We start from the raw sequence: 20,582 nt of genomic DNA on the forward strand, positions 1-20,582 counted from the left end.
AGCGTTCCATGCAGAGCCACTCACAGGCAGCAGACGGCGGCTGGGCGATCGATCTGTCGAACGTGACCAAGCGCTTCGGCGCGACCGTCGCGCTGGACAATGCGTCCTTTCGGGTCAGGCGTGGTGCCGTTCACGCGCTGCTTGGCGAGAACGGCGCGGGCAAGTCGACGACCGTGAAGCTGCTTTCAGGCTTGATGCAGCCGGACGAAGGCAGTATCTCGATCCTCGGGCAGAGCGTGAACATGCGCGGTCCGAAAGACGCGCACCGGGCGGGCGTGCAGACCGCGTTCCAGGAAATGACGCTGGTGCGCGACCTGACGGTCGCGCAAAACCTGCTCATGTCGTATGAACCGACGGGCTGGTTCGGCCGCATCCGCCAGCGTGAAGCGCAACGTCAGGCGGCGGAGTGGCTCGACAGGCTCGAACTGGGCGATGTCCGTCCCGGCGCGTATATCCGCGATCTGGCTTTGCCGGTACGCCAAAAGATCGAGATTGCAAAAGCGCTCGTGCGCAAACCCGACGTTCTGTTGCTCGATGAACCGACTTCGGCGCTATCGGGCCGCGATGTGTCGTGGCTTGCGCGCCGTATCGAAGAGATGAAGGCGCGGGGCGTGACCTTCGTGTTCATCACACATCGCATGCAGGAAGTGCGCGAGTTCTGCGACAGCCTGACGGTGTACAGGAACGGCCACGACGTGGGCGCATTCGATACCTCCGCGATCTCGGACGACGAAGTCATCCGGCTTGTCATCGGCCGGTCGCTGGAAGCCAAATACCCGCCGAAGGTCGCTTCTCCCACCGTGCTCGACACCCCGGCGATGGAAGCGCGCGGCATCAAGGTGAATGCCGTGGTGAACGACTTCGACCTGACGTTGAAAGCGGGCGAGGTGCATGGCATTGCGGCACTTCAGGGCATGGGGCAGCGCGAAATTTTCGAGGCGCTGTTCGGGGCGGAGTTTATCGATGCAGGCCAGATTCTGGTGGATGGGAAACCGGTCACGCTGACGTCGACGGCTGATTCGTTGAAGGCCGGGATATCGACAAGTTTTCTGCCTGAGGACCGCAAGACCGAGGGCTTGTTCCTGCGGCTTCCCGGCGGAGAAAACGTCTCGTTGCCGGTCATCAAGCGCTTTACGCACTTCGGTCTGATCGACAGAAAACGCGAGCAGGCTGCCATCAAGCGTGCGCTTGCACAGATGGAAGTGAATCCGCGGGCCGTCTACAAACCGTGCCTCTCGTTCTCGGGCGGCAACCAGCAAAAGATCGCGATGGCGAAATGGCTGCTCACGCAAAGCCGCGTGTGGCTGATGTTCGATCCGACGCGCGGTATCGATGTCGGGACCAAGCATCAAATATTCGTGTTGATGCGTGCATTCGCGGCGGCCGGCGGGTCCGTGCTGTTTTATTCCACCGATGTCCCCGAGCTGGTGAACGTATGCGATCGCGTGACGGTGGTGTATCGCGGGCGCAATGTGGCCGAGCTCGCAGGCGACGCGCTCACGGAAGAAAACGTGATGCGCAAGATGCTCTCAAGCTGAAGCAACCAGAGGTCGATCATGAAAATTGCAATTGCGTCACCCGATAGCGAAATCGTGCGCCCAGGCGCGCACGTCGGTTTGCGGGCGCGCATCGATCATTATCGCGGGCTGATCATCGCCATCGGCGCGCTCTTCGCAATGCTGGTTGCGTGGGTGTCACTGTCGGCAACGCCGGTCGGCATGTACGACGTCGGCTCGGTGATCTCCAGCAGCACGACGCTTGCGCTTGCGGCCATTGGCCAGACTATCGTCGTCCTGAGCGGCGGCTTTGATCTGTCGGCGTCCGCGGTGGTTTCGCTGTCGAACGTGCTCGCCGTGCACTTTGTACAAGGCACGCCCATCCAGCAATGGGGCGGCGTTGCGTTGATTCTCGCGATAGGCGGCGGTATCGGGCTGATCAACGGTGCACTGATCGCGTGGTTCCGGTTGCAGTCCATCGTTGTCACGCTCGCGACCATGTTCATGGTGCAAGGACTCACGCTGCTGATCCAGAACAAGCCGGGCGGGAGTATCGGCGAGCAGTTTGGCGGCCTGATCACGTCGGATCTCATTCAGGACAAGGTGCCGATGTCAGCCGCCGTGCTGATTGTCGCGCTGCTTGTCTGGACCTTCGTCAAGCGCACGCGGTTTGGCGTGGGGCTCTACGCCCTTGGCAGCGATCCCGACGGCGCGTACTCGAACGGCATGCCCGTTCAAACATACCGGATTGCGACGTATGCGCTCGCCGGCATGTTCTACGCGGCGGCGGGCTTGTATGTATCGGCACAGACGGGCTCCGCCGATCCGCTCGTCGGCCGGCCGTTGCTGCTTTCCATGTTCACCGCGGTGGTGCTCGGCGGAACGTGGCTCGGCGGCGGGCGCGGCGGCTGCGTCGGCACGGTGTTCGCGGCCATGACGCTCATGATCACGGTGAACATCTTGCTGGTACTGAACGTGTCGGCGTTTTTCACGACTATCGCTGAAGCGATCATCCTGATCCTGGCTGTGCTCGGATCGTCGATCGGCAAGCAATCGGCGGCGCATCACTGCGCACAATACGCCAGCCGATGGGTCACCGCGTGGCGAACCGGAACGCGCGCCAAGGACGATCCAGGCGCGCGGCGCGTGAAATTTGAAGTCGAGGATTTTCGTCCGCTGGAAAATACCGAGCTCAAGGGCAGGGTGGTATTGGACTGGATCGAGCGCAATCGCGAATGGGTGAAGTACGTGGTGCCCGCGTATTTGTTGTTCTTTGCGGTCATCGCGATCACGGGCGTGGTATATGGGCCGGGCGTACTTGCGAGCTCGAACTTCTATACGAGCTTGCTCACGCTGACGCTCTTCCTCGCCATATTGGGCCTGGGGCAAGGCGCGGTCATTCTCACGGGCGGACTCGATCTATCGGTGCCGTGGCTCATCACGTTATCGGGCGTGTTGCTTACGGGACTCACGCACGGTCTCAACGATGCCGCGATCTGGGCCGTACCGCTCGTGCTCGGCGCAGGTTTGCTCGTGGGTGTCTTCAACGGCGTCGGTGTGGTTGTGCTCGGCTTGCCGCCGATCGTCGTCACGCTTGCAGCCAATGGCTTGCTGCAGGGCATCACGCTGATCTACTGCAACGGATCGCCGCAAGGCTGGGCGCCTTCAGCGATAAGCAACTTCACGAACGGACACTTCGGGCCTTTGTCGCTCGCCGCGTGGTGCGTCCCGCTGTTCCTGGCGTTTGCATTGTTGCTGCTGCATCGCACGGCCTTCGGAAGACGGGTCTATGCGGTTGGGAATTCGCCCATCGCGGCGAAGCTCTCGGGCGTACGTGTGGGCGCCACGCTGATCGCCGTGTATTGTCTTTCCGGCTTGTGCTCCGCCGCTGTGGGCTTGCTGCTTGCCGGCTTCAGCAGCCAGGCGTTCCTCGGCATGGGCGACCCGTACTTGTTGCCATCGATTGCAGTCGTGGTCGTCGGCGGCGCTTTGATCACCGGCGGACGCGGCCATTATCTCGGCGTGTTCGGTGGCGCATTGCTGCTGACCGCGCTCGGAACACTGCTCGCAGGAACGACCGTACCGCCGGCCGTGCGCGACATCATCAACGGGCTCGTCGTGCTGGCCGCGGTGATCACGTTGCGCGACAAGAAGGCATAAAACCAAAAAGGAGTCGACGATGAGCAGCAAACGCGTTGCGGTGATCGGGTCGGGGCGCATCGGGCGCGCGTGGGCGGTCGTGTTCGCGCGTGCGGGGTTTGAAGTGCGTCTTCACGATGCCGACAGCGCAATGCTCGAAGGCGCGATTGCGTCGATACGTGAAAGCGTTTCCGATCTCCAGGACTATGGCCTGATCGATGAACCCATCGAACAGATCGTGTTGCGGGTGAGCACCTTCAACGCGCTCTCCGACGCCGTGCACGACGTCGATCTGGTGCAGGAGAACATCGCGGAAATCGTCGATGTGAAACGCACGTTGTTTGCAGAACTCGACAAGTTGACGCGTCCCGACACGCTGCTCGCGAGTTCGACTTCAGGCTTGCCCGCTTCGACATTCACCGAAGAGCTTGCCGGGCGCTCGCGATGTCTCGTGGCGCATCCCGTGAACCCGCCTTCGCTCGTGCCTCTCGTGGAGTTGTGCGGCGCGCCGTGGACCACGCCCGAGACCATCGCCCGCGCGCGCGCGATCTATGAAGAAGCCGGTCAGCAACCGGTCACCGTTACACGCGAGATACCGGGTTTCCTGTTGAACCGGCTGCAAGGCGTGCTGCTAGATGAAGCCCTGAGCCTCTACGCACGGGGTTACGCAAGCGCCGCCGACCTCGATACCGTGATGCGCGATGGCCTCGGATTACGCTGGTCGTTCATGGGTCCGTTCGAGACCATCGATTTGAATGCGCCCGGTGGCGTGACGGATTACGCGACGCGTTATGGCGCGATGTATCAATCGTTCGCGAAGGACAGCGTGCCGTTCGACTGGTCGCCCGAAAGCATCGCGCGGCTCGATGCCGAACGTCGTGATGTCCTGCCGCGCGACGAGATAGAAAAGCGCAGCCGGTGGCGTGACCGGCGGCTGATGGCATTGCTTGCGCATCGTCGGACCACGTCGAAGTCCGATAAATAACAGGAGACAACCATGATCGAAACGCGCCTGATTGTTGATGCCAACAATCACCTTGGCGAAGGGCCGCTATGGGACGTGAAGGAACAGCGCTTGTACTGGATCGACAGCACGGCCGCCGAGATCAGCAGTTGCCGGGCCGATGGCAGCGATACCAAGCGTTATTTCGTGCCGCGCCATATTGGTTCGATGGCGCTGCGCGAGCAGGGCGGCGCCGTGGTCGCGCTTGCCAACGGTCTGCATTTCTATGACTTCGACGCGCAGACGGTGAAGCTCATCGCCGACCCGGAAAGCGACGATACAGAAACACGTTTCAACGACGGCAAGGTGGACCGGCGAGGGCGGTTTATCGCGGGGACCATGGCGTATGACTTCGACCGCTATGACGCAGACCGGGGCCAGCGTTCTAGCCGCAGCGGCGCGTTGTATCGGCTCGATACCAATGGCAAGGTCACGCGCCTGGACGGCGGCATCAGTTGCTCGAACGGTCCGTGCTGGAGCCCGGACAACCGCACCTTCTATTTCACCGATACCTACGACCGCCAGATGTACGCGTATGACTACGACATCGAAACGGGCGCCGTTGCGAACCGGCGCGTGTTTGCATCGGCGAGAGACATGGCGGGTACGTTCGATGGCGCGACCGTGGATGCCGAAGGTTACGTCTGGTCGGCGCTCGTGTTCGGCGGGCGCATCCTGCGCTTCGCGCCGGATGGAGCGCTGGACCGCGTGGTGCCTTTCCCTGTACGCAACCTGACGAGCGTGATGTTCGGCGGCCCGGACCTCGACATCCTGTTCGTCACGACGATGGGCCGTCCAATGTGGGGTATTCCCCAAAAAGAGCGCGACAAAGGTGGACTGTTCGCAGTCACCGGGCTCGGCGTGAAGGGCTTGCCGGAGCCACGGTTCGCGGGTTGAGGTGTTGGTGAACGGCGGGATCAGACTTGAGCAAAAGCGATAGCGACATGAAATCTTGTCACTATCAACGCCGAAGGGGCCATGCCTATACTGCGGGACCAAAGCCGCGGAAGATGCGGCGGTCTGGTTAACCCTTTAGATAACGCTTGCTCACTGCCATGTCGCTCATCAATTACATCACGCAAATCCAGTTCGACTTCGGCGCAGTCAAGCTCATCAAAAGCGAGTGCGAGCGCATCGGCATCCGTCGTCCGTTGATCGTGACGGATCAGGGTGTGAAGGCTGCCGGCATTGTCGATATCGTGCTCGATGCCCTGGGCCAGGGCCCAGCCGTGCCGGTGTATGACCTAACGCCACCGAACCCGAACGAAGGCGCCGTGCGCGACGCCGTCGCCTTATACAAGCAATCGGAGTGCGACGGCATCATTGCGATAGGCGGTGGCTCATCAATCGATCTCGCGAAGGGCGTCGCCGTTTGCGCCACGCACGAAGGGCCACTGCAGAGCTTCGCGGTGATCGAAGGCGGTGCTGCGCGCATTACATCGGCGACTGCGCCACTGATCGCGATTCCGACCACGGCCGGCACCGGCAGCGAGGTAGGGCGCGGTGCGATCCTGATTCTCGACGACGGCCGCAAGGTCGGCGTGATCTCTCCCTTCGTCGTGCCGAAGTCAGCGATCTGCGATCCCGAACTGACGATGAAATTGCCGGCGGCGCTGACCGCTGCAACCGGCATGGACGCGATAGCGCATTGCATCGAAACGTTTCTTGCGCCGGCGTTCAATCCTCCTGCCGACGGCATCGCGCTCGACGGGTTGTGGCGCGCATGGCGTCATATCGAGCGTGCGACGCGTCAGCCCGATGACCGCGTTGCGCGCCTGAACATGATGAGTGCGTCGATGCAGGGCGCGCTCGCGTTTCAAAAGGGACTTGGTTGCGTACACAGCCTGAGCCATTCGCTTGGCGGCATCAACCCGCGATTGCATCACGGCACGCTCAACGCCATCTTCCTGCCCGCTGTGATCGCGTTCAACAGCGAGGCCGCGAGCGTGAAGGAGGAAGGCAAGCTCGCTCGTCTCGCACAGGCGATGCAACTCGAATCCGGCGATCAGATCGGCGTCGCGATCCGCGATATGAGCCGCACGCTCGACCTGCCTTCGGGACTGGCCGAACTCGGTGTAACGCGCGACATGTTCGAGCGGATCATCAGCGGCGCGCTGAAGGATCACAGCCACAAGACCAATCCGCGCGATGCGTCGGTGGAGGACTATAGGGAAATCCTCGAACGCTCGATGTAATACGTCTTAGGCTTCTTGTTCGTTGAACGTTTCCGTGTTCGGGTCGACCGAGGCAGGTCGAACATACCCCACATCTCCAGGCAGGCCGCTCTGCCGCAGCGGCTCCGTTATGCGCGCCGTCCCCTCGTCACCAAATATCGGCCACTGTGCGAAGTCGTCGCACAGCGATACCTTTCGACTGCCGTCATGACACCGCGCGAGACGTGTTTTGATAGATCGCAGTCGTCAAAGATAAATGTGACTCTATCTTCAAGATCACCTGTCAGCAGATCTTCGATGCGCTAGAGTGAGAATTCGATAGCCCGGAATCTGGAGGATAACGATGTTCGAATTGAAAGAGCTTGAAGATGGAGACTTCAGGCTCATCGCCGCAACCAACGGCGGTGCGGCTTGGAAAGCTGACCGCGGCATCTGGAATCGATACCTTCAAGAATCGCGTAATGGTGAAAGGCACATATTGCTTGCCCTTGACGAACAAGGACGAGCAGTGGGCTATGGAAACTTACTGTGGGCCTCGGATTACCGCGCATTCCGTCAGGCGGGTGTGCCGGAAATCAATAATCTTGTCGTTGCATCTTCGGTCCGTCGGAGTGGCATCGCTACGCGACTCATTGCAAAATTCGAGCAGTACGCGCTCGGCCAAGGTAAAACAACCATCGGAATTGGAGTCGGCCTTTATGCCGACTATGGTCCCGCACAAAGTCTTTACGTGAAGCTTGGCTATCGACCCGACGGGAACGGGGTTTCTTACAATTATGAGCCGGTACCGCCGGGCTCGAACGTACCCTTCGACGATGACCTGGTGCTCTGGATGACAAAACAGCTGAAGCCGTAAGATTGTCTGCGACACGCATCTCGATTCCAATTTCAGGAATTGGTCAAAATACGAGCCAGGCTTTGACAGATTCCGGTCGCCCTAAAAATTCTTCTGCCAGCGGCGCAAACAGCGCTTCTTGCGGCACGAACCCGGATTGCGGGCAAAAGCGCCATGATCTGTTCGATAAAAAGGATCGCACACTTTGTTGCACACCAGGGATCAAACCGCTCAGGTTAGGTCGATAATCAGAGTTGAGAGATCCCTTCCACGACAGTGTCGAGAGTGCATCGGCATTATTGGGGTACTAATTGAATATCGAATTCAAACGATTACCAGCTGTACGTCTCAGTGAGATCATCTCGTTGCTATCAGATCCTCTGGTTTTGCGGCACATGCCTCTTTCGGACGGAGTCTTTGACGAGGAAAGATGTCGCGCGTGGGTAGAGGGCAAGGAATTGCAATGGCAGCATCATGGATATGGTCCGTGGGCATTTTTCATCGATGGAAAATTTGCTGGATGGGGCGGGTTGCAGCTTGAGCATGACGATGCCGATCTGGCGTTGGTGCTTGCTCCAGAATTCTGGGGGCTTGGCCACGCCATTTACAAGGAAATTATCGAAAAAGCATTCGATGAAATGAAGCTTGAATTCATAACGGCTCTACTACCCACTAGCAGAAACCAAACGAGAAATATGTTGCGTCTTGGATTTGAGAAAGACGGTGAGACGGAACTGAACGGAAAGAGCTTTATCCGTTATCGATTATTCGCTCGTCAAGGGAAGTGAGCTGGAATTGATCCGGCCAGTCCCGAAGCAAGAGATCCGCAGTTACTGTTTGAAACTCGTGCGGTGAATCGCGCATGTGTTGCTCCTGGTTGAGCTGCCACCGGGTGGCGGCAGTAAGCGGAGCTTCGCACGGACGTTAAAATGTGTAGCTGGTGGGGGTGCCGAGGGACCTGGCGGCGGTTGAATCGGGGAATTGGACATCGCTAGAATGTCATTGGTCGACGAGCATACTTGAGTTGATAACTTGACATAACATAAATTATCCACTTTTTGCATGTAGGGGCAATATCCTAATGTCGTGTTTTAGCAATATAGAAATGTCGTGTTCTGCTGTTGGTGCCAAGCTGGGAACTTCCGATCAGACGATGGGAGTTCGCCATGAAACCAACCGGACTGGTGACACTAAATATGCGCGAACTCGATCGTCTCAAAGTGATTCAGGCTGTCGTGGACCGGATGCTCAAACCGGGCCTGGCGGCTGAGCGTTTGAATTTGACGGTGCGCCAGGTCGAGCGTTTGGTGCTGCGGTACAAGCAAACGGGCGCAGCCGGTGTGGGCTCGGCAGCGCGAGGTCGTCCAGGCAATCGAAAGCTTGATGAGGTAACGGCATGCCGGGCACTGGTTTTGATTCGCGACCGATACGTCGACTTTGGCCCAACGCTTGCCTGCGAGAAGCTGCGCGAATGCCATGGTTTAACGCTTTCAAAGGAAACGGTTCGCCACCTGATGACCGACGCCGGCCTGTGGATTCCACGCAAGCAGCGCCCGCCCAAGATCCATCAGCCGAGGAACCGGCGTTCGTGCCTGGGCGAGCTGATCCAGATCGATGGTAGCGATCACCGATGGTTTGAAGACCGGGCGCCAGCGTGCACGCTGCTGGTGTTTATTGACGATGCATTTAACGCGCATCGGGCGCTCAGGAGCGATGAAGACCTCGACCTGATTCTGACGCACCGGGTGTTGCGTTGCGTGTCGAACAGCCTGACATTGCAGTACGACCGGGTCATCTACATGCTTGACGACACGCCGCAAACACGTGCCCTCGCCCATCACTACATCGATGTCTATGAATACCCGGATGGGCGTATCGAAATCCGGGCACATGGCAGCGCGCTGGCCTATCGCCAATACGACAGGCTATCAGCGATGGACCAGGGTGCCGAGGTCGACAACAAGCGCCTTGAGCATGTGTTGGCGCTATCGCGCCAGGTGCAGATGGAGCGCGACAACCGACGTATCTCGGGCTCGCCATCAAGGACCAATCAGGGCGAACCGGTGAAACCGAAGATGCGGGCCAACAACACGCGTAAGCAACGCGAGCTCAGGCAAATCGACATGAACGCGATGATGCTAAGAAGCGCCGAACTGCGGGCAGCCGCGGTGGGGAAATGAGTTTTTTAAAGAGAGATTGATAAAGTCAAAACCCGACATTTCTAAAAAGTTTGAACCCCGACATCTGAACTTGGCCTCGACATCGGTTGTTAGGGCTTTTTAGAAATGTCCGCTTCTAGCCAGATTCAAATGTCCGCTTCTCGGCGGCTTAAGCTTAGCCGGCGTCGATTCCCACGGCGCCGGAGGCTACGATGGCGGCGACGGACAGAATCACCATGACGATGCGCGGGTTGGACCGATTTAAAGTGATTCAGTGCGTGGTCGACGGGCAACTCAAGCGTCGCCGGCAACCAACGGCATTCGGCAGCCGGTAAAGGTCGATGACCATGCGTTCCCCATCGAGTTTCTCGATGCATGCGCGAACGCCTATGCGTTCACGTTCGGTTGAAAAGAATCACGCGGCTTCCTCACACGCACGCATAACAAAGCCGCCACGGCGAGCGCTGCGGCTGCAGTTTCGAGCGACGTCGAGAACGAATGATGCGATGCATACATCGTATTCGCAACAAGCGGTCCGACGATCTGCCCGACACCAAAACACGCGGTCATCATCGCGAGGATGCTGATGCGCATGGTGTGTGCGACCCGGCGCGCGGCGAGCATCGCGATGGTTGCGGTCCCCATGAACGTCCCGCCTACGATCAGCGCGCTGCCGAGATAACCCACCGGATTGGCAAACACGACCGGCAATACAACGCCCACCGCTTGCAACGCAAGATTGAGAAACAGCGCGCGCCGTGTTCCAAGCCGCATGTGGACCGCGTGCCAGATGAAGCACGAAGGAATCGCGCCCAGACCGAACAACGCCCAGACCTGAATCGGATCGATCGAGCCGATCGCGTCCCTCACGAACAACGGCAAGTAGGTCGCGGTGATGATGTAGCCAAAGCCCGCAAGTCCGTAGAGTGCGATCAGCGGTCCCGCTCCGAGCGCCGGAAAGGACTCGTGTCCATGCAAAGCGGCACGCGTGCCGGAGTCGTGAACCGGACGTGCATCGAGACCCGGCAATGCGATGGCGCCAAGGATCAGCGCGCCCGCCGCCAGCACCCACCACAGTCCTGCGCTGTGCAGGCCGGAACTGCGTCCGGCGACGAGCATCTCGGATGACAGCACGATCCCGATGCCAACACCCGCATACAGCATCGGCGCGCCGCGCGTGTGACCGCGATGCTGCAAGAGCCAGAGCGACGCCGCGACCATGGTGACCGCGCTGACGGCGCCGGTGATCCCGCGCATCGCGATGATGAGCCAGGGCGCAACCAGCAACGCCGTAACACCGAGACAAACCGCAATGCCGGCAAGCGCAAGCATGCACAACCTGCGCGAGTGTCGCGGATGCACGGCCGCGGTCAGCAGCGCGCCGATCAGGTAACCCGCATAGTTGGCCGACGCGGCGAGCGTTCCCTGGTGCACGCTCAGCACGGCATCGCTGACCATGACCGGGTAGATGCCCGTGAACGCAAAGCGCCCGAATCCCATTCCGACTGCCATGACGAGGGCGGCCACCATCGCCGCCATGCCCTGGCTTGCAGTCGATGAAACCTGCCGTATCGTGCTCATGACATTTTCTCCTTCGCCGACAACTGCTTCGACATGAATGGCGTGAGCGCCTCGCGCAGTGCGTTGAACGCTGGCGTCTGATAACCCTTTCGATGAACCAGCCACGTGTCCACTTTCGCCACGACATGCGTGCGGAACTTCGGCGGTTCGCGCAGCAACTCCAGCACGCTGCGCGGCACAAGGGACACACAAGCGCCCGCAGCAACGCACGCAAGCATGCTGTGATACGAACCGACCTCCTGGATGTCCAGCAGCGCTGCGCCCTGCCCGAGCCACTCTTCGGCGAGCACGCGATAGCTGCAGCCCTGCGCAAACGCGGCGAGCGAACGCACGGTGACGTCCCCGCCCTTCCGAACGACGCCATGTCCGGGCGGCAACACGAGCAAGATCTCCTCGCGAAAAACCGCTTCGCCATGAAGTCCTGCGGCATCGAGATCCATTGCCGACGCCATGTCGCCACACGGCGGCAACGCCGCAAACGCGCAATCGACAAGACCGCTGCCGACCTGTTCGAGCAACTGCCTGGAAGGCGCGGTCGAAATCCGCAACTGAACATCCGGGTACTGCACGTGAAGCGCCGCAAGCGGTCCGGGCAACCGCGCCGCAGCCGTGCTTTCCATGGTGCCGATCCTGAGCGTGCCTGACGGCGCTTGCGGGGCAAGCACCTGCCGCGCTTCGTCGGCGAGAGCGAGCATGCGGTTCGCATAACCGAGAAAGCGTTCGCCTTCTGTGCTGAGCGTCAGGCGGTTGCCGTCGCGCCGGAATAGCGCAACGCCGAGCTCTTCTTCAAGCTGCTGGATTCGAGTCGTGACGTTCGACTGCACGCGGCCCAGCCGTCTGGCGGCCCGGGTCACGCTCAGTTCGGCGGCAACGACACAAAAAATATCGAGAGTCGTATGGTCCACGTGAATCTCTATTTGAGAACGATGTAAACATAATATTCCCAAATAGAGATAATATGCAAGTCAGGTATTTCTTTTTCCGGTCATTGGCCGGACGTCTTCCCGAACCATCGAGGTCTTCATGGATCAGCACGCAACCGTCTTGCCCAGCTATGCCGAACGCAACGCACCTTATTGGCGGCGCAACCTGTTTGTGTGCGTCTTCGGCTCTTTCACCACGCTGCTGAGCTTGAGCATGTTGCTGCCGTTCTTGCCGCTCTACGTCGAGCAACTGGGCGTGCATACGCCCTCCGCGATCGTTCAGTGGTCTGGCGTTGCCTTTGGCGCAACGTTTTTTGGTACCGCGATCACTGCGCCGCTCTGGGGGCGTCTCGCGGACCGTTATGGACGCAAGCCGATGCTGGTTCGCGCGGCCGTCGGCATGGCTATCGTGATGTCGATGATCGGGCTCGCGCACAACCTGACCGAGCTTGTCGTGCTGCGGCTGATCGCGGGGTTGATCGGCGGTTATGCGTCGGCATCGATAGTCATGGTCGGCACGCAAGTGCCGCGTGAACGCTCGGGATGGGCGCTCGGCGTACTGTCTACCGGCGCGCTTGCGGGCAGTCTCATCGGGCCGCTCGTGGGCGGTTTCCTGCCGACATGGGTGGGCATCCGCGGCACGTTTTTCGTGGGCGGCGCAATCATCGCGGTCGCGGCGGTGCTGACCATCGTCGTGGTGCGCGAGGATTTCGACCGCACGGCCGATACGAAAAAGCGCATCGACGTTGCAGGCGCATCGCTGCCATCGATGAAGCGCGGGGTGATCCTCATATTGCTCCTGACAGCAATGATGGTGCTGCTTGCAAACATGTCGATCGAGCCGATCATTACCGTGTATATCGGGCAGCTTGGTGTGCCGCGCGATTATGTTGCGCGCATGGCGGGCATTGTGATGGCGGCCTCGGCGTTCGGCAGCATGTTGACCGCCGCGCGGCTTGGCGCGCTTGCCGATCGCATCGGCAGCGCGAAGGTGATCACAGGGTGCCTGGTTGCCACGGCCGTGGTCCTGGTGCCGCAGGCGTTCGTCACGCAATGGTGGCAGCTCGCCATTCTTCGCGGCCTGATGGGTATGACGCTCGCGGGCTTGCTGCCATCGATTGCGAAGGAAGTCCGGCACGCCGTCGCCGATCACAACTCCGGCAAGACACTCGGGTATCTGCAATCCGCGCAGTTCAGCGGACAAGTGATCGGTCCGTTGATCGGCGGACAGATCGGCGCGCATGTCAGTTTGCGCGCCGTGTTTTTCGTGACCTCCTCCTTGCTGCTTGTTTGCGCGGGTTTGAATCGATGGATGCGAGGCGCGTCATGAAGCGAATCGCTAATCGAACTCAGCCGCCGAATTGCGCGTTCAATGTCTTGCCTGGCGCCGCGCCTTCGAACCCGTCGAACCGTCCTTTGGCGAGCGACTCCGCCGCGCGCATGAAACCTCCCCAGGCTGCGCGGGCCAGTCCGCCGCCCACGCTTACCCGGCGCACGCCGAGCGCGGCAATCTCCTGGACGGTGAAGTCGCTCACCGATCCCACCAGCAGGTTCACCGGCTTCGGCGCAACCGCGGCCACCACGGCCGCAATCTGCTCGCGCGTGGTGATCCCCGGCGCATACAGACAATCTGCGCCCGCGTCCGAATACGCCTTCAATCTCGCGATGGTGTCTTCAAGGTCCGGCCGTCCCGCAAAAAAATTCTCGGCGCGGCCGACGAGCAAGGTATCGCCACCGGTTGCATCGATAGCCTTTCGTGCCGCGTGCATCCGCTCGACCGCGACATCGATGCTGAAGAGCGGTTCGTCCGGGTTGCCGGTCGAATCTTCAATCGATAATCCCGCAACACCGGTCGCAACCGCAAGCCGCACGCTTTCGGCGACGCCGTTGGCATCGGACGCGTAACCGTTTTCGAAGTCCGCGTTGACCGGCAAATCCGTCGATGCAACCATGTCCCGCAAATGCGCCAGGATCAGGTCACGCGCCACGGTATTGTCGGCCTGCCCGAGCGACCACGCGAAGCCGGAACTGGTCGTGGCGAGCGCCTTGAATCCGAGGCCCTCAAGATACCGGGCGCTGCCGGTGTCCCAGGGATTCGGAAGCATGAAGCAGCCTTGTTCATGAAGCGCACGGAAGGCAGCACGTTTTTCGGCGATGGAACGGCTCATTTGAAGTCTCATTGTTTGGCGCATGCATAAGTCGGGCGGATGCCCTGAGCGAAATAATACGCCTCGCACGTGTATCCGTTTCTCGTAACGAACGCGATACCGCCTGTGTTCACATCCCTCGGGCTGATTCCGTGTGAACACTATCTTGCGTCGCTAGCAGAACCTTGGCCAATAGACATGGTCTTGAAACAAAGCGATCGACCTTTCGGAACCTCTATCAAACCGATAACGATTGTTTTGGGATAACCCTTGGGCTACAGTTTCAGCCAGTGCCATCCGTCAAGGTGGGCCCGCGAATCGCTTTGGCATCCTCAAGTTGATCAGTCAGCCTTTATTTCCCTTCCAATGATCTTTTAAAAAACGATCTCGCAAAACGGTACCAAGTCCAACATGATCTTCCTACCAGAAGGCTCGGCAAAATGTGGAAAAAGGGTTTTCACATAAGCCATCCCTTGCGAACAAAGACCTTCGTCGGCTTTCTTGCATTTGCGATTGCAATAATTCTGCACATATTTGTGCTGCTCGCTTTGGTTCATGAAGAACGAAGACCGCGCGCATCACGTCCACAACTTGCACCATTGCTCGCGCGATTGATTCCAGATGAAATATCGATGCCGGTGTCCCTACCCGGACGTACACACAAGGCAACAGTGAACAGAGCCGTGCCGCGCAAGCAGAGTCGCAACGGGAGCACTGATCGTCGCGTGCCTGAAGGTCGAGCTCCGCCCAATGTTGCAAGTGCAGCCGATCTTGAGAGACGCGACCCTGACTGGCAAGCTGACTTGGGATCGATCACATCGCATCGATCAGTGCGCTACAGCGACGAACCACGGATGCCCGAGCCAGCCGCTGGAACAAACGTCCAGCGAGAATCGCCGGCTGAGACACTCGAACGCGAGATGTCCAAGGCCGTGCGCAACGATTGCCGCGACGCGTATTCTCGCGCTGGGCTGTTGGCGATTCCCATGCTGGCTATCGACGCAATGAATCGATCAGGTTGCAAATGGTGAACGCTGACGCGAGTTTGATTCAGTACGACCGGCAGCCATTTACGACCCATAGTTTTATGCACATTAGGAAAAACCGATGTTTCATAACCGTGTTATAAAAATGCGTGTGTTTTCGTTAGTTGGCAAGGCCTGTTCAAGCGTAGCTTTTGCGCTGTTTTTTGGACTACTAGCCGGCGTCGCACACGCTGCCGAAGTGCGGAGTGCAAGCACGACGAACCTTGCTCCGTTATTGACGTATTCGATTAAGCGGCCACATGCAGGAGATACTGACATTACCTATTACCTGAGCAGGCCGAAGGAAAAGATAGATTTCCCCATTGTTGTGTTGATCGGCGGCTCGTCGGATCAGAACAATGCAGCCAGCATCACGCAATTTCATCGTTATTTTTTAAGAAACTTCGATGCAGTCGGCGCCGCCGCCTTGACTGTTGAACAGTGGGGCATAACCGAGCACGCCATAGACAAAAAGATCTTCATGGCGCATTACACCCGAACCCAGCGCCTGCAGGATCATCGTGCCGTAATCGAGCATATCAGGCGTTACCCGCCACGAGGGTGGAATGGCAAGCTTGCGCTTTTGGCGGTGTCCGAAGGCGGTAACATTGCGGTAACACTCGCCGCCGATCCCAATGTCCCCGTTTCGGCCACTGCAATCTGGTCGGGCGCTGGCGACTGGTCCTGGCGTGATGAACTTTGGGCTTTTATGCGGCAAGCATGCAGCGAAGAATCTGCTAAAGACGAAGCGGAGTGTCAGAATGTATCGACCAGGCAGCAATTCGATTCAAGATTGGACGAGGTATTTTTACACCCGTCTTCTCAGCTCTATTACTCCAACATGACCAACATGTATATGTCCGATGCCATGACATACCCCAAGCCGGCCTATAAAAACATACATGGAAAGCTGCTTGTGGTGTCGGGAGTGAGAGACACGCTGATTCAATCAAGTGATGACTTCTACAAGAAGGCGAAGCAGGCCGGGGTAAATATCACTTACTGGCGCATTGAAGACATGGACCATTCAATCAGGAAGCGGCCTGAGCTGATCGAGCGTTCGTTTGAGTGGCTGAAACAACAACTGCAATAGTATCCCTTGCTTGATGCCTGCCACGCTGCTAATCACTCGGAGCAAGCTGCACATCAAACTATGGTTTTTCCGATCACGTTCCAATCGATACAGACAACTGCACCATCGGCGCCTTTGATCCACCCGGCACCGGTGCACGCAGCGGCACGCCATACGTGCCGCGCAAATCCACATGACGCGACCACTGGACGCGCAAACCCGCACCCACGCTCACCAGCGATCCGTTGCTCGCTTCCGCCGGCTGGTCGATGCGGTTCCACGCGTGCCCGGCATCGAGAAAGACGAAGGGCTGCATCGCGATACTGCTTGCGCCTATGGGAATGCCCGGCGTACGCACTTCCGTCTGCACGTTCCATCCGCGGTCGCCCAGCACCACATACGGGTCGTATCCGCGCACGCTGGTCTCGCCGCCCAGCCCAAGTTCCTCGCTCGGCAGCAAGGTGTTCGGCGTCCACTGAAACGTGCCACGCGCGCTGAACGCGAAGCCTGCGCCGAGCGCGAAGTCGTGTTGGCCGCCAAGCTGCAAGTACGCATATCGGGCGGTTGCGCCTTGTCGCGCGGTGGTGAACGCAGTATCGCTGTTGTCTGAATCGAGCCCGCCCGGACTTGCCACGAGCGTGACGTTCGCACGCGCCAGTCCGAAATCATCGGGCTTGCTGATCGAGTACGAAGCCAGGAACTGATGCACGTGCACATTCGAATTGAAGACCTGGAAACCGCCGAACTCGAGATCGTTGTTGGTTCGCTTGAGGTCGTAACCGAACTGCATCTGCTGATTCCAGCCCCCGGCCGGCGGCAATAGCCAGTCGTATCGGATACTTGCTTGCGCGGAGATGCCGGTCTGGCCGTAGCTGTCGGGCAGCCTCGGCGTGCTTTGGGCATAGACGCCGAACAGTTCGATGCGGTCATGCCACGGCAACGGCGCCGAATAGCTCAGCGAATGCGCCATGAAGCGGGCGCGATCCGGACGCCCTTCTATGTCGGGATTGCCGCCGAAAATATCGTTGCTCGCGGTGAATTGATACGCGATCTGCTGATCGAGTCCAAACAGATTCCCATAGTCGATGCCGGCAAAAAAGCGGTCGCGGCCGAGTTGCGGAACGCCGGCGTTATCGTAACCGGCGTTGACGCGCAGCGGCAGGCGGTCATCGGTTTGAAGAAGGACATCGGTGGAATTTGCGGCCGTGCCCGGCGCGTAGACTACATCGACGCTCCGGTAAGGATTTGCGTTGAGCATCGCGAGCCCCGCCGCAACCTGCGATTGCAGGATCGGCTCGCCGGGACGCAGCGGCATCTCGCTTGTCAACACGGCATCGGAAAAATAGCGGTTCCCGCTTGCACGCACTTGCCCAAGCCGAAACTCGGCAATCGCGATATGCACCACGCCGTTGGTCACGTCTTGCTCGGGCACGAAAACATCGACGAGCGGTTTGCCCGCAGCACGATACTGCGCGACGACCGCACGGCGGATCTGCGCGAGGCGCTCGAAGGTAAGCGGCTTGCCGATGTCGGGCTGGAAGGTCTGCAGGAAGGCGGCATCGAGAACGGGAAGTCCTTCGGCGCCGATCTGTGCTTGCGGCGCCGATGTGTCAGACGTACCAGCCGGCACGAAGATCAAGGCCGCAAGCGACGGCACCGCGACTTGCGTAGCCTGCGGCATCTCAACGGCCTGGGGCGGCGACGCCTCACGCTTGATCATGGAAGGCGGCGTTTGCGGCGCGACATCACGATACGACTGCGCATGTGCGGACACTGAGAGCGCAGCCGCGTACGAAGCCGTCAGCAGGCGTCGTACGTTACGCGACATGGCCTGGCGCTCAGTTCTCAATCTGCCGGCGCAACAGGGAATGCGCGGCGCCGGCGGGCGGTCCGAAGCCCGGTACGATGGACGTCGAGATCATTCGGCATACTGATGGAGACGGCATGGTGATCTCCGTGACACGAACGCGGGCGCGCCGTGGGGTGGCACACCATCGCATCCGATTAGCCGGTCACCGGGTACCTTGCGCAATCGGCCAAAGGAGAATAGCAGATGGGTCGGAGATGCAAAGCACGTTAATCGGACAATCACTGTTCAAAAAGAGACGAAAGCGCCCTCCGCCAACGTGGGAAACGACCTGATACGAAAGCTCGGCGGATGTTCTTACCGTCCTCATGAGCGTCATGCAAAACCGATCAAACGGGCTTGCCCTCGCTCGATGCCCAGTTCGGCATCAGCGTGTTGGTCGGGAGGGTTTCATCGATCATCTTTTTGGCGGTCTGGATGCCCGCGACCGGCAGACCCGTCGGATCGAGCACGCCGATCTGCACCAGCACCGAAGCCTGATCCCAGTAGATGTGCTCGTTGTAAAGCTTGTCGCCGCGAAACCGGATTACGGCCAGCATGGGAACCTCGAAGTATTTGCCCGTAGGCTTGAGTCCCGGCAACAGCCAGTCGATCTCGCGATCGTGCGTGGCGCAGAACACGAATTCATCGACAACCCGATCCGAGCCGATGGTCCGGGACACCGGAATCAGGCGTGTATCGGCGGGATTGGAATCGACGAAATGGTACTTGTAAAAGCGCTTCAATTGATCATGACCGACACCGCCCGTCATGGTCGGAACGTGGTTCACGTAAGGCTCGGCCACCATGGTCGGCATGACGGCGTCGACGTCGCGCGTGCCGAACTCGTAGTAGCAATGCATCTCCCACAGGCGGTTCAGGTCGTACACGGGACCCAGCACCTTGCGCAGCAATGACAGGGTCCGCGAATAGGCCATCAGGGCCGCGGGCTTGTCGTAGTGATCGCGCTCGGGCGTGGCGAAGGCGTGATCGCAACCCGCGTAGACGTAATGCTCGATCAGCGGTTTGCCGGCGAACGCGGCTTCGAGCTTCGCGCGGGTTTCAGGCGGCGTGAACGTATCGTTTTCGGCGAAGTGGAAAACCATCGGGCAGCGGATGGTGGCGATCTCGCCGAGATACGCATCGAGGTCCACGCCGTAGTAACTCACCGCGCAGTCCACGTCCATGCTTGCCGCTGTGCGCATCGCGAGACGGCCGCCGAGGCAATAGCCGATCACCCCGAGCTTGCCCGCTTGCTCGGGCAGCGCACGCAAGGCAGCGAGTGTCGCGGCGATATCGTCGAGCGCTTCGGGTTCGTCGAATCTCGCGTTGAAGTCGAGCGCAGCGGCGAAATCCGCTTCCCCGTAGCCCAATACCACGCCGGGTTTCATGCGCCAGAACAGATCCGGTACGAGCACGACGTAACCTTCTTCGGCGTAACGGTCGGCCATCGACTTCATGTAGTCGTTGATGCCGAAAATTTCCTGGAGCAAAACAAGGCCGGGACCCGAACCTTGCGCGGGTTTCGCGAGATACGCAGTAAATCGGCCGCCGTCCTGCGCCGTGATTTCAATCGTCTGACTGCTCATGTCGCCTCTCCTGGTTCGCTTGATGAACGTTACGTGCCTCGCGTGAAGCGCATATTGTGCACTGGGTCGATCGAGGAGATCATGCCGGTCAAATTAATCAACACCGCGTCATAGCCTCATAATCGACGACTGCGCAACGAACTCTTTATCGACCATGCTGATCAACGATCCCGCTACCCTCGCCTCCCTCGAAACCGCGTTCGACAAGTATGAAGTCGCGTTGACCATAAACGATGTCCCGGCGCTCGACACGCTCTTCTGGGACAGTCCGCATACGCTTCGATACGGCGCAACCGAAAACCTGCAAGGTTACGAAGCGATCCGCGAGTTCCGCGCCAAGCGACCGGGCAGCGCGCTGCAACGGACGATCATCGACCGGTCGGTGACGACGTTCGGAACGGAGTTTGGCGTGGCGAACATCACGTTTCACCGCAACGGCGAAACGCGGACCGGCCGCCAATCACAGACCTGGGCACGTGTTGACGGCGTGTGGAAAGTGGTCGCCGCGCATGTGAGCTGGATGGATGAACCGAAGCCGTGACGTAGACATGGTGATGGAACGTCTCGGTTATCGAACGCGGCGAGCCTGTCGC

The 20,582-nt window shown here is 59.5% G+C and carries 17 protein-coding genes; 12 read left to right on the forward strand and 5 right to left on the reverse strand.

The window, feature by feature from the left end; translation table 11 throughout:
• The first annotated feature begins 8 nt into the window (after positions 1-8).
• The 8 genes from AXG89_RS13515 to AXG89_RS13550 all read left to right on the forward strand — a co-directional run bounded on the left by AXG89_RS13515 (position 9) and on the right by AXG89_RS13550 (position 9,827).
• Positions 9-1,538 carry a sugar ABC transporter ATP-binding protein gene (locus tag AXG89_RS13515; protein WP_062169933.1) on the forward strand — a complete coding sequence of 510 codons (1,530 nt, stop codon included), beginning with the start codon at positions 9-11 and terminating at the stop codon, positions 1,536-1,538.
• A gap of 18 nt (positions 1,539-1,556) precedes the next feature.
• Positions 1,557-3,656: an ABC transporter permease subunit gene (locus AXG89_RS13520; RefSeq protein ID WP_062169934.1), complete on the forward strand. Its 2,100-nt coding sequence runs from the start codon at positions 1,557-1,559 to the stop codon at positions 3,654-3,656.
• Between the two features lie 19 nt (positions 3,657-3,675).
• Positions 3,676-4,620 carry a 3-hydroxyacyl-CoA dehydrogenase gene (locus AXG89_RS13525; RefSeq protein WP_062169935.1) on the forward strand — a complete coding sequence of 315 codons (945 nt, stop codon included), beginning with the start codon at positions 3,676-3,678 and terminating at the stop codon, positions 4,618-4,620.
• Between the two features lie 12 nt (positions 4,621-4,632).
• Positions 4,633-5,535 carry an SMP-30/gluconolactonase/LRE family protein gene (locus tag AXG89_RS13530; protein ID WP_061999394.1) on the forward strand — a complete coding sequence of 301 codons (903 nt, stop codon included), beginning with the start codon at positions 4,633-4,635 and terminating at the stop codon, positions 5,533-5,535.
• A 158-nt stretch (positions 5,536-5,693) separates the two neighbouring features.
• Positions 5,694-6,833 (forward strand): iron-containing alcohol dehydrogenase, encoded by a 1,140-nt coding sequence (locus AXG89_RS13535; protein WP_061999395.1) that lies wholly within the window; start codon positions 5,694-5,696, stop codon positions 6,831-6,833.
• A gap of 322 nt (positions 6,834-7,155) precedes the next feature.
• Complete coding sequence (locus tag AXG89_RS13540; protein ID WP_062169936.1) at positions 7,156-7,668, forward strand: GNAT family N-acetyltransferase; 513 nt, start codon at positions 7,156-7,158, stop codon at positions 7,666-7,668.
• Between the two features lie 290 nt (positions 7,669-7,958).
• A complete protein-coding gene (locus AXG89_RS13545) occupies positions 7,959-8,435 on the forward strand; it encodes a GNAT family N-acetyltransferase (RefSeq protein WP_062169937.1) in 477 nt (158 codons plus the stop codon).
• 378 nt (positions 8,436-8,813) lie between these two features.
• Positions 8,814-9,827, forward strand: a complete 1,014-nt coding sequence (locus tag AXG89_RS13550) for a helix-turn-helix domain-containing protein (protein ID WP_069638352.1) — start codon at positions 8,814-8,816, stop codon at positions 9,825-9,827.
• Positions 9,828-10,193: 366 nt separating this feature from the next.
• Here the strand turns inward: AXG89_RS13550 and AXG89_RS13555 are convergent, their stop codons facing one another.
• Positions 10,194-11,387 (reverse strand): YbfB/YjiJ family MFS transporter, encoded by a 1,194-nt coding sequence (locus AXG89_RS13555; RefSeq protein ID WP_082771418.1) that lies wholly within the window; start codon positions 11,385-11,387, stop codon positions 10,194-10,196.
• Positions 11,384-12,292: a LysR substrate-binding domain-containing protein gene (locus tag AXG89_RS13560; RefSeq protein ID WP_062169939.1), complete on the reverse strand. Its 909-nt coding sequence runs from the start codon at positions 12,290-12,292 to the stop codon at positions 11,384-11,386. Before AXG89_RS13560 ends, AXG89_RS13555 begins: the two co-directional genes overlap by 4 nt.
• 118 nt (positions 12,293-12,410) lie before the next feature.
• Here AXG89_RS13560 and AXG89_RS13565 point away from each other — a divergent pair, with 118 nt between their 5' ends.
• Positions 12,411-13,640 (forward strand): MFS transporter, encoded by a 1,230-nt coding sequence (locus AXG89_RS13565; RefSeq protein ID WP_062169940.1) that lies wholly within the window; start codon positions 12,411-12,413, stop codon positions 13,638-13,640.
• Between the two features lie 19 nt (positions 13,641-13,659).
• Here AXG89_RS13565 and AXG89_RS13570 read toward each other — a convergent pair whose 3' ends face one another.
• Positions 13,660-14,478 carry an isocitrate lyase/PEP mutase family protein gene (locus tag AXG89_RS13570; RefSeq protein ID WP_062169941.1) on the reverse strand — a complete coding sequence of 273 codons (819 nt, stop codon included), beginning with the start codon at positions 14,476-14,478 and terminating at the stop codon, positions 13,660-13,662.
• A 419-nt stretch (positions 14,479-14,897) separates the two neighbouring features.
• Between AXG89_RS13570 and AXG89_RS13575 the strand changes: the two genes are divergently transcribed.
• The gene (locus tag AXG89_RS13575) at positions 14,898-15,488 is read left to right on the forward strand and encodes a hypothetical protein (RefSeq protein ID WP_062169942.1); all 591 of its coding nucleotides are present in this window, start codon (positions 14,898-14,900) and stop codon (positions 15,486-15,488) included.
• A gap of 76 nt (positions 15,489-15,564) precedes the next feature.
• Positions 15,565-16,575: an alpha/beta hydrolase family protein gene (locus AXG89_RS13580; RefSeq protein ID WP_062169943.1), complete on the forward strand. Its 1,011-nt coding sequence runs from the start codon at positions 15,565-15,567 to the stop codon at positions 16,573-16,575.
• Between the two features lie 73 nt (positions 16,576-16,648).
• On the opposite strand, the gene AXG89_RS13585 is transcribed toward AXG89_RS13580, so the two are convergent.
• Both AXG89_RS13585 and AXG89_RS13590 read right to left on the reverse strand, forming a co-directional pair.
• On the reverse strand, positions 16,649-18,382 hold the full coding sequence (locus tag AXG89_RS13585; RefSeq protein WP_062169944.1) for a ShlB/FhaC/HecB family hemolysin secretion/activation protein: 1,734 nt from the start codon (positions 18,380-18,382) through the stop codon (positions 16,649-16,651).
• Between the two features lie 368 nt (positions 18,383-18,750).
• Positions 18,751-19,989, reverse strand: a complete 1,239-nt coding sequence (locus AXG89_RS13590) for a dienelactone hydrolase family protein (protein WP_062169945.1) — start codon at positions 19,987-19,989, stop codon at positions 18,751-18,753.
• Between the two features lie 154 nt (positions 19,990-20,143).
• On the opposite strand from AXG89_RS13590, the gene hpxZ reads away from it, so the two are divergent.
• Positions 20,144-20,530 (forward strand): oxalurate catabolism protein HpxZ, encoded by a 387-nt coding sequence (gene hpxZ, locus AXG89_RS13595; protein WP_061999410.1) that lies wholly within the window; start codon positions 20,144-20,146, stop codon positions 20,528-20,530.
• Positions 20,531-20,582: the final 52 nt, after the last annotated feature.

This window comes from Burkholderia sp. PAMC 26561 (assembly GCF_001557535.2).
In the GTDB taxonomy this organism is placed as follows: Bacteria; Pseudomonadota; Gammaproteobacteria; order Burkholderiales; family Burkholderiaceae; genus Caballeronia.

Coding starts and splice junctions, on each gene's coding strand:
- AXG89_RS13555 (WP_082771418.1), bottom strand. CDS start 11,387: ATGAGCACGATACGGCAGGTTTCATCGACTGCAAGCCAGGGCATGGCG.
- AXG89_RS13540 (WP_062169936.1), top strand. CDS start 7,156: ATGTTCGAATTGAAAGAGCTTGAAGATGGAGACTTCAGGCTCATCGCC.
- AXG89_RS13530 (WP_061999394.1), top strand. CDS start 4,633: ATGATCGAAACGCGCCTGATTGTTGATGCCAACAATCACCTTGGCGAA.
- AXG89_RS13580 (WP_062169943.1), top strand. CDS start 15,565: ATGTTTCATAACCGTGTTATAAAAATGCGTGTGTTTTCGTTAGTTGGC.
- AXG89_RS13590 (WP_062169945.1), bottom strand. CDS start 19,989: ATGAGCAGTCAGACGATTGAAATCACGGCGCAGGACGGCGGCCGATTT.
- AXG89_RS13575 (WP_062169942.1), top strand. CDS start 14,898: ATGTGGAAAAAGGGTTTTCACATAAGCCATCCCTTGCGAACAAAGACC.
- AXG89_RS13520 (WP_062169934.1), top strand. CDS start 1,557: ATGAAAATTGCAATTGCGTCACCCGATAGCGAAATCGTGCGCCCAGGC.
- AXG89_RS13515 (WP_062169933.1), top strand. CDS start 9: ATGCAGAGCCACTCACAGGCAGCAGACGGCGGCTGGGCGATCGATCTG.
- AXG89_RS13565 (WP_062169940.1), top strand. CDS start 12,411: ATGGATCAGCACGCAACCGTCTTGCCCAGCTATGCCGAACGCAACGCA.
- AXG89_RS13570 (WP_062169941.1), bottom strand. CDS start 14,478: ATGAGCCGTTCCATCGCCGAAAAACGTGCTGCCTTCCGTGCGCTTCAT.
- AXG89_RS13535 (WP_061999395.1), top strand. CDS start 5,694: ATGTCGCTCATCAATTACATCACGCAAATCCAGTTCGACTTCGGCGCA.
- hpxZ (WP_061999410.1), top strand. CDS start 20,144: ATGCTGATCAACGATCCCGCTACCCTCGCCTCCCTCGAAACCGCGTTC.
- AXG89_RS13550 (WP_069638352.1), top strand. CDS start 8,814: ATGAAACCAACCGGACTGGTGACACTAAATATGCGCGAACTCGATCGT.
- AXG89_RS13525 (WP_062169935.1), top strand. CDS start 3,676: ATGAGCAGCAAACGCGTTGCGGTGATCGGGTCGGGGCGCATCGGGCGC.
- AXG89_RS13585 (WP_062169944.1), bottom strand. CDS start 18,382: ATGTCGCGTAACGTACGACGCCTGCTGACGGCTTCGTACGCGGCTGCG.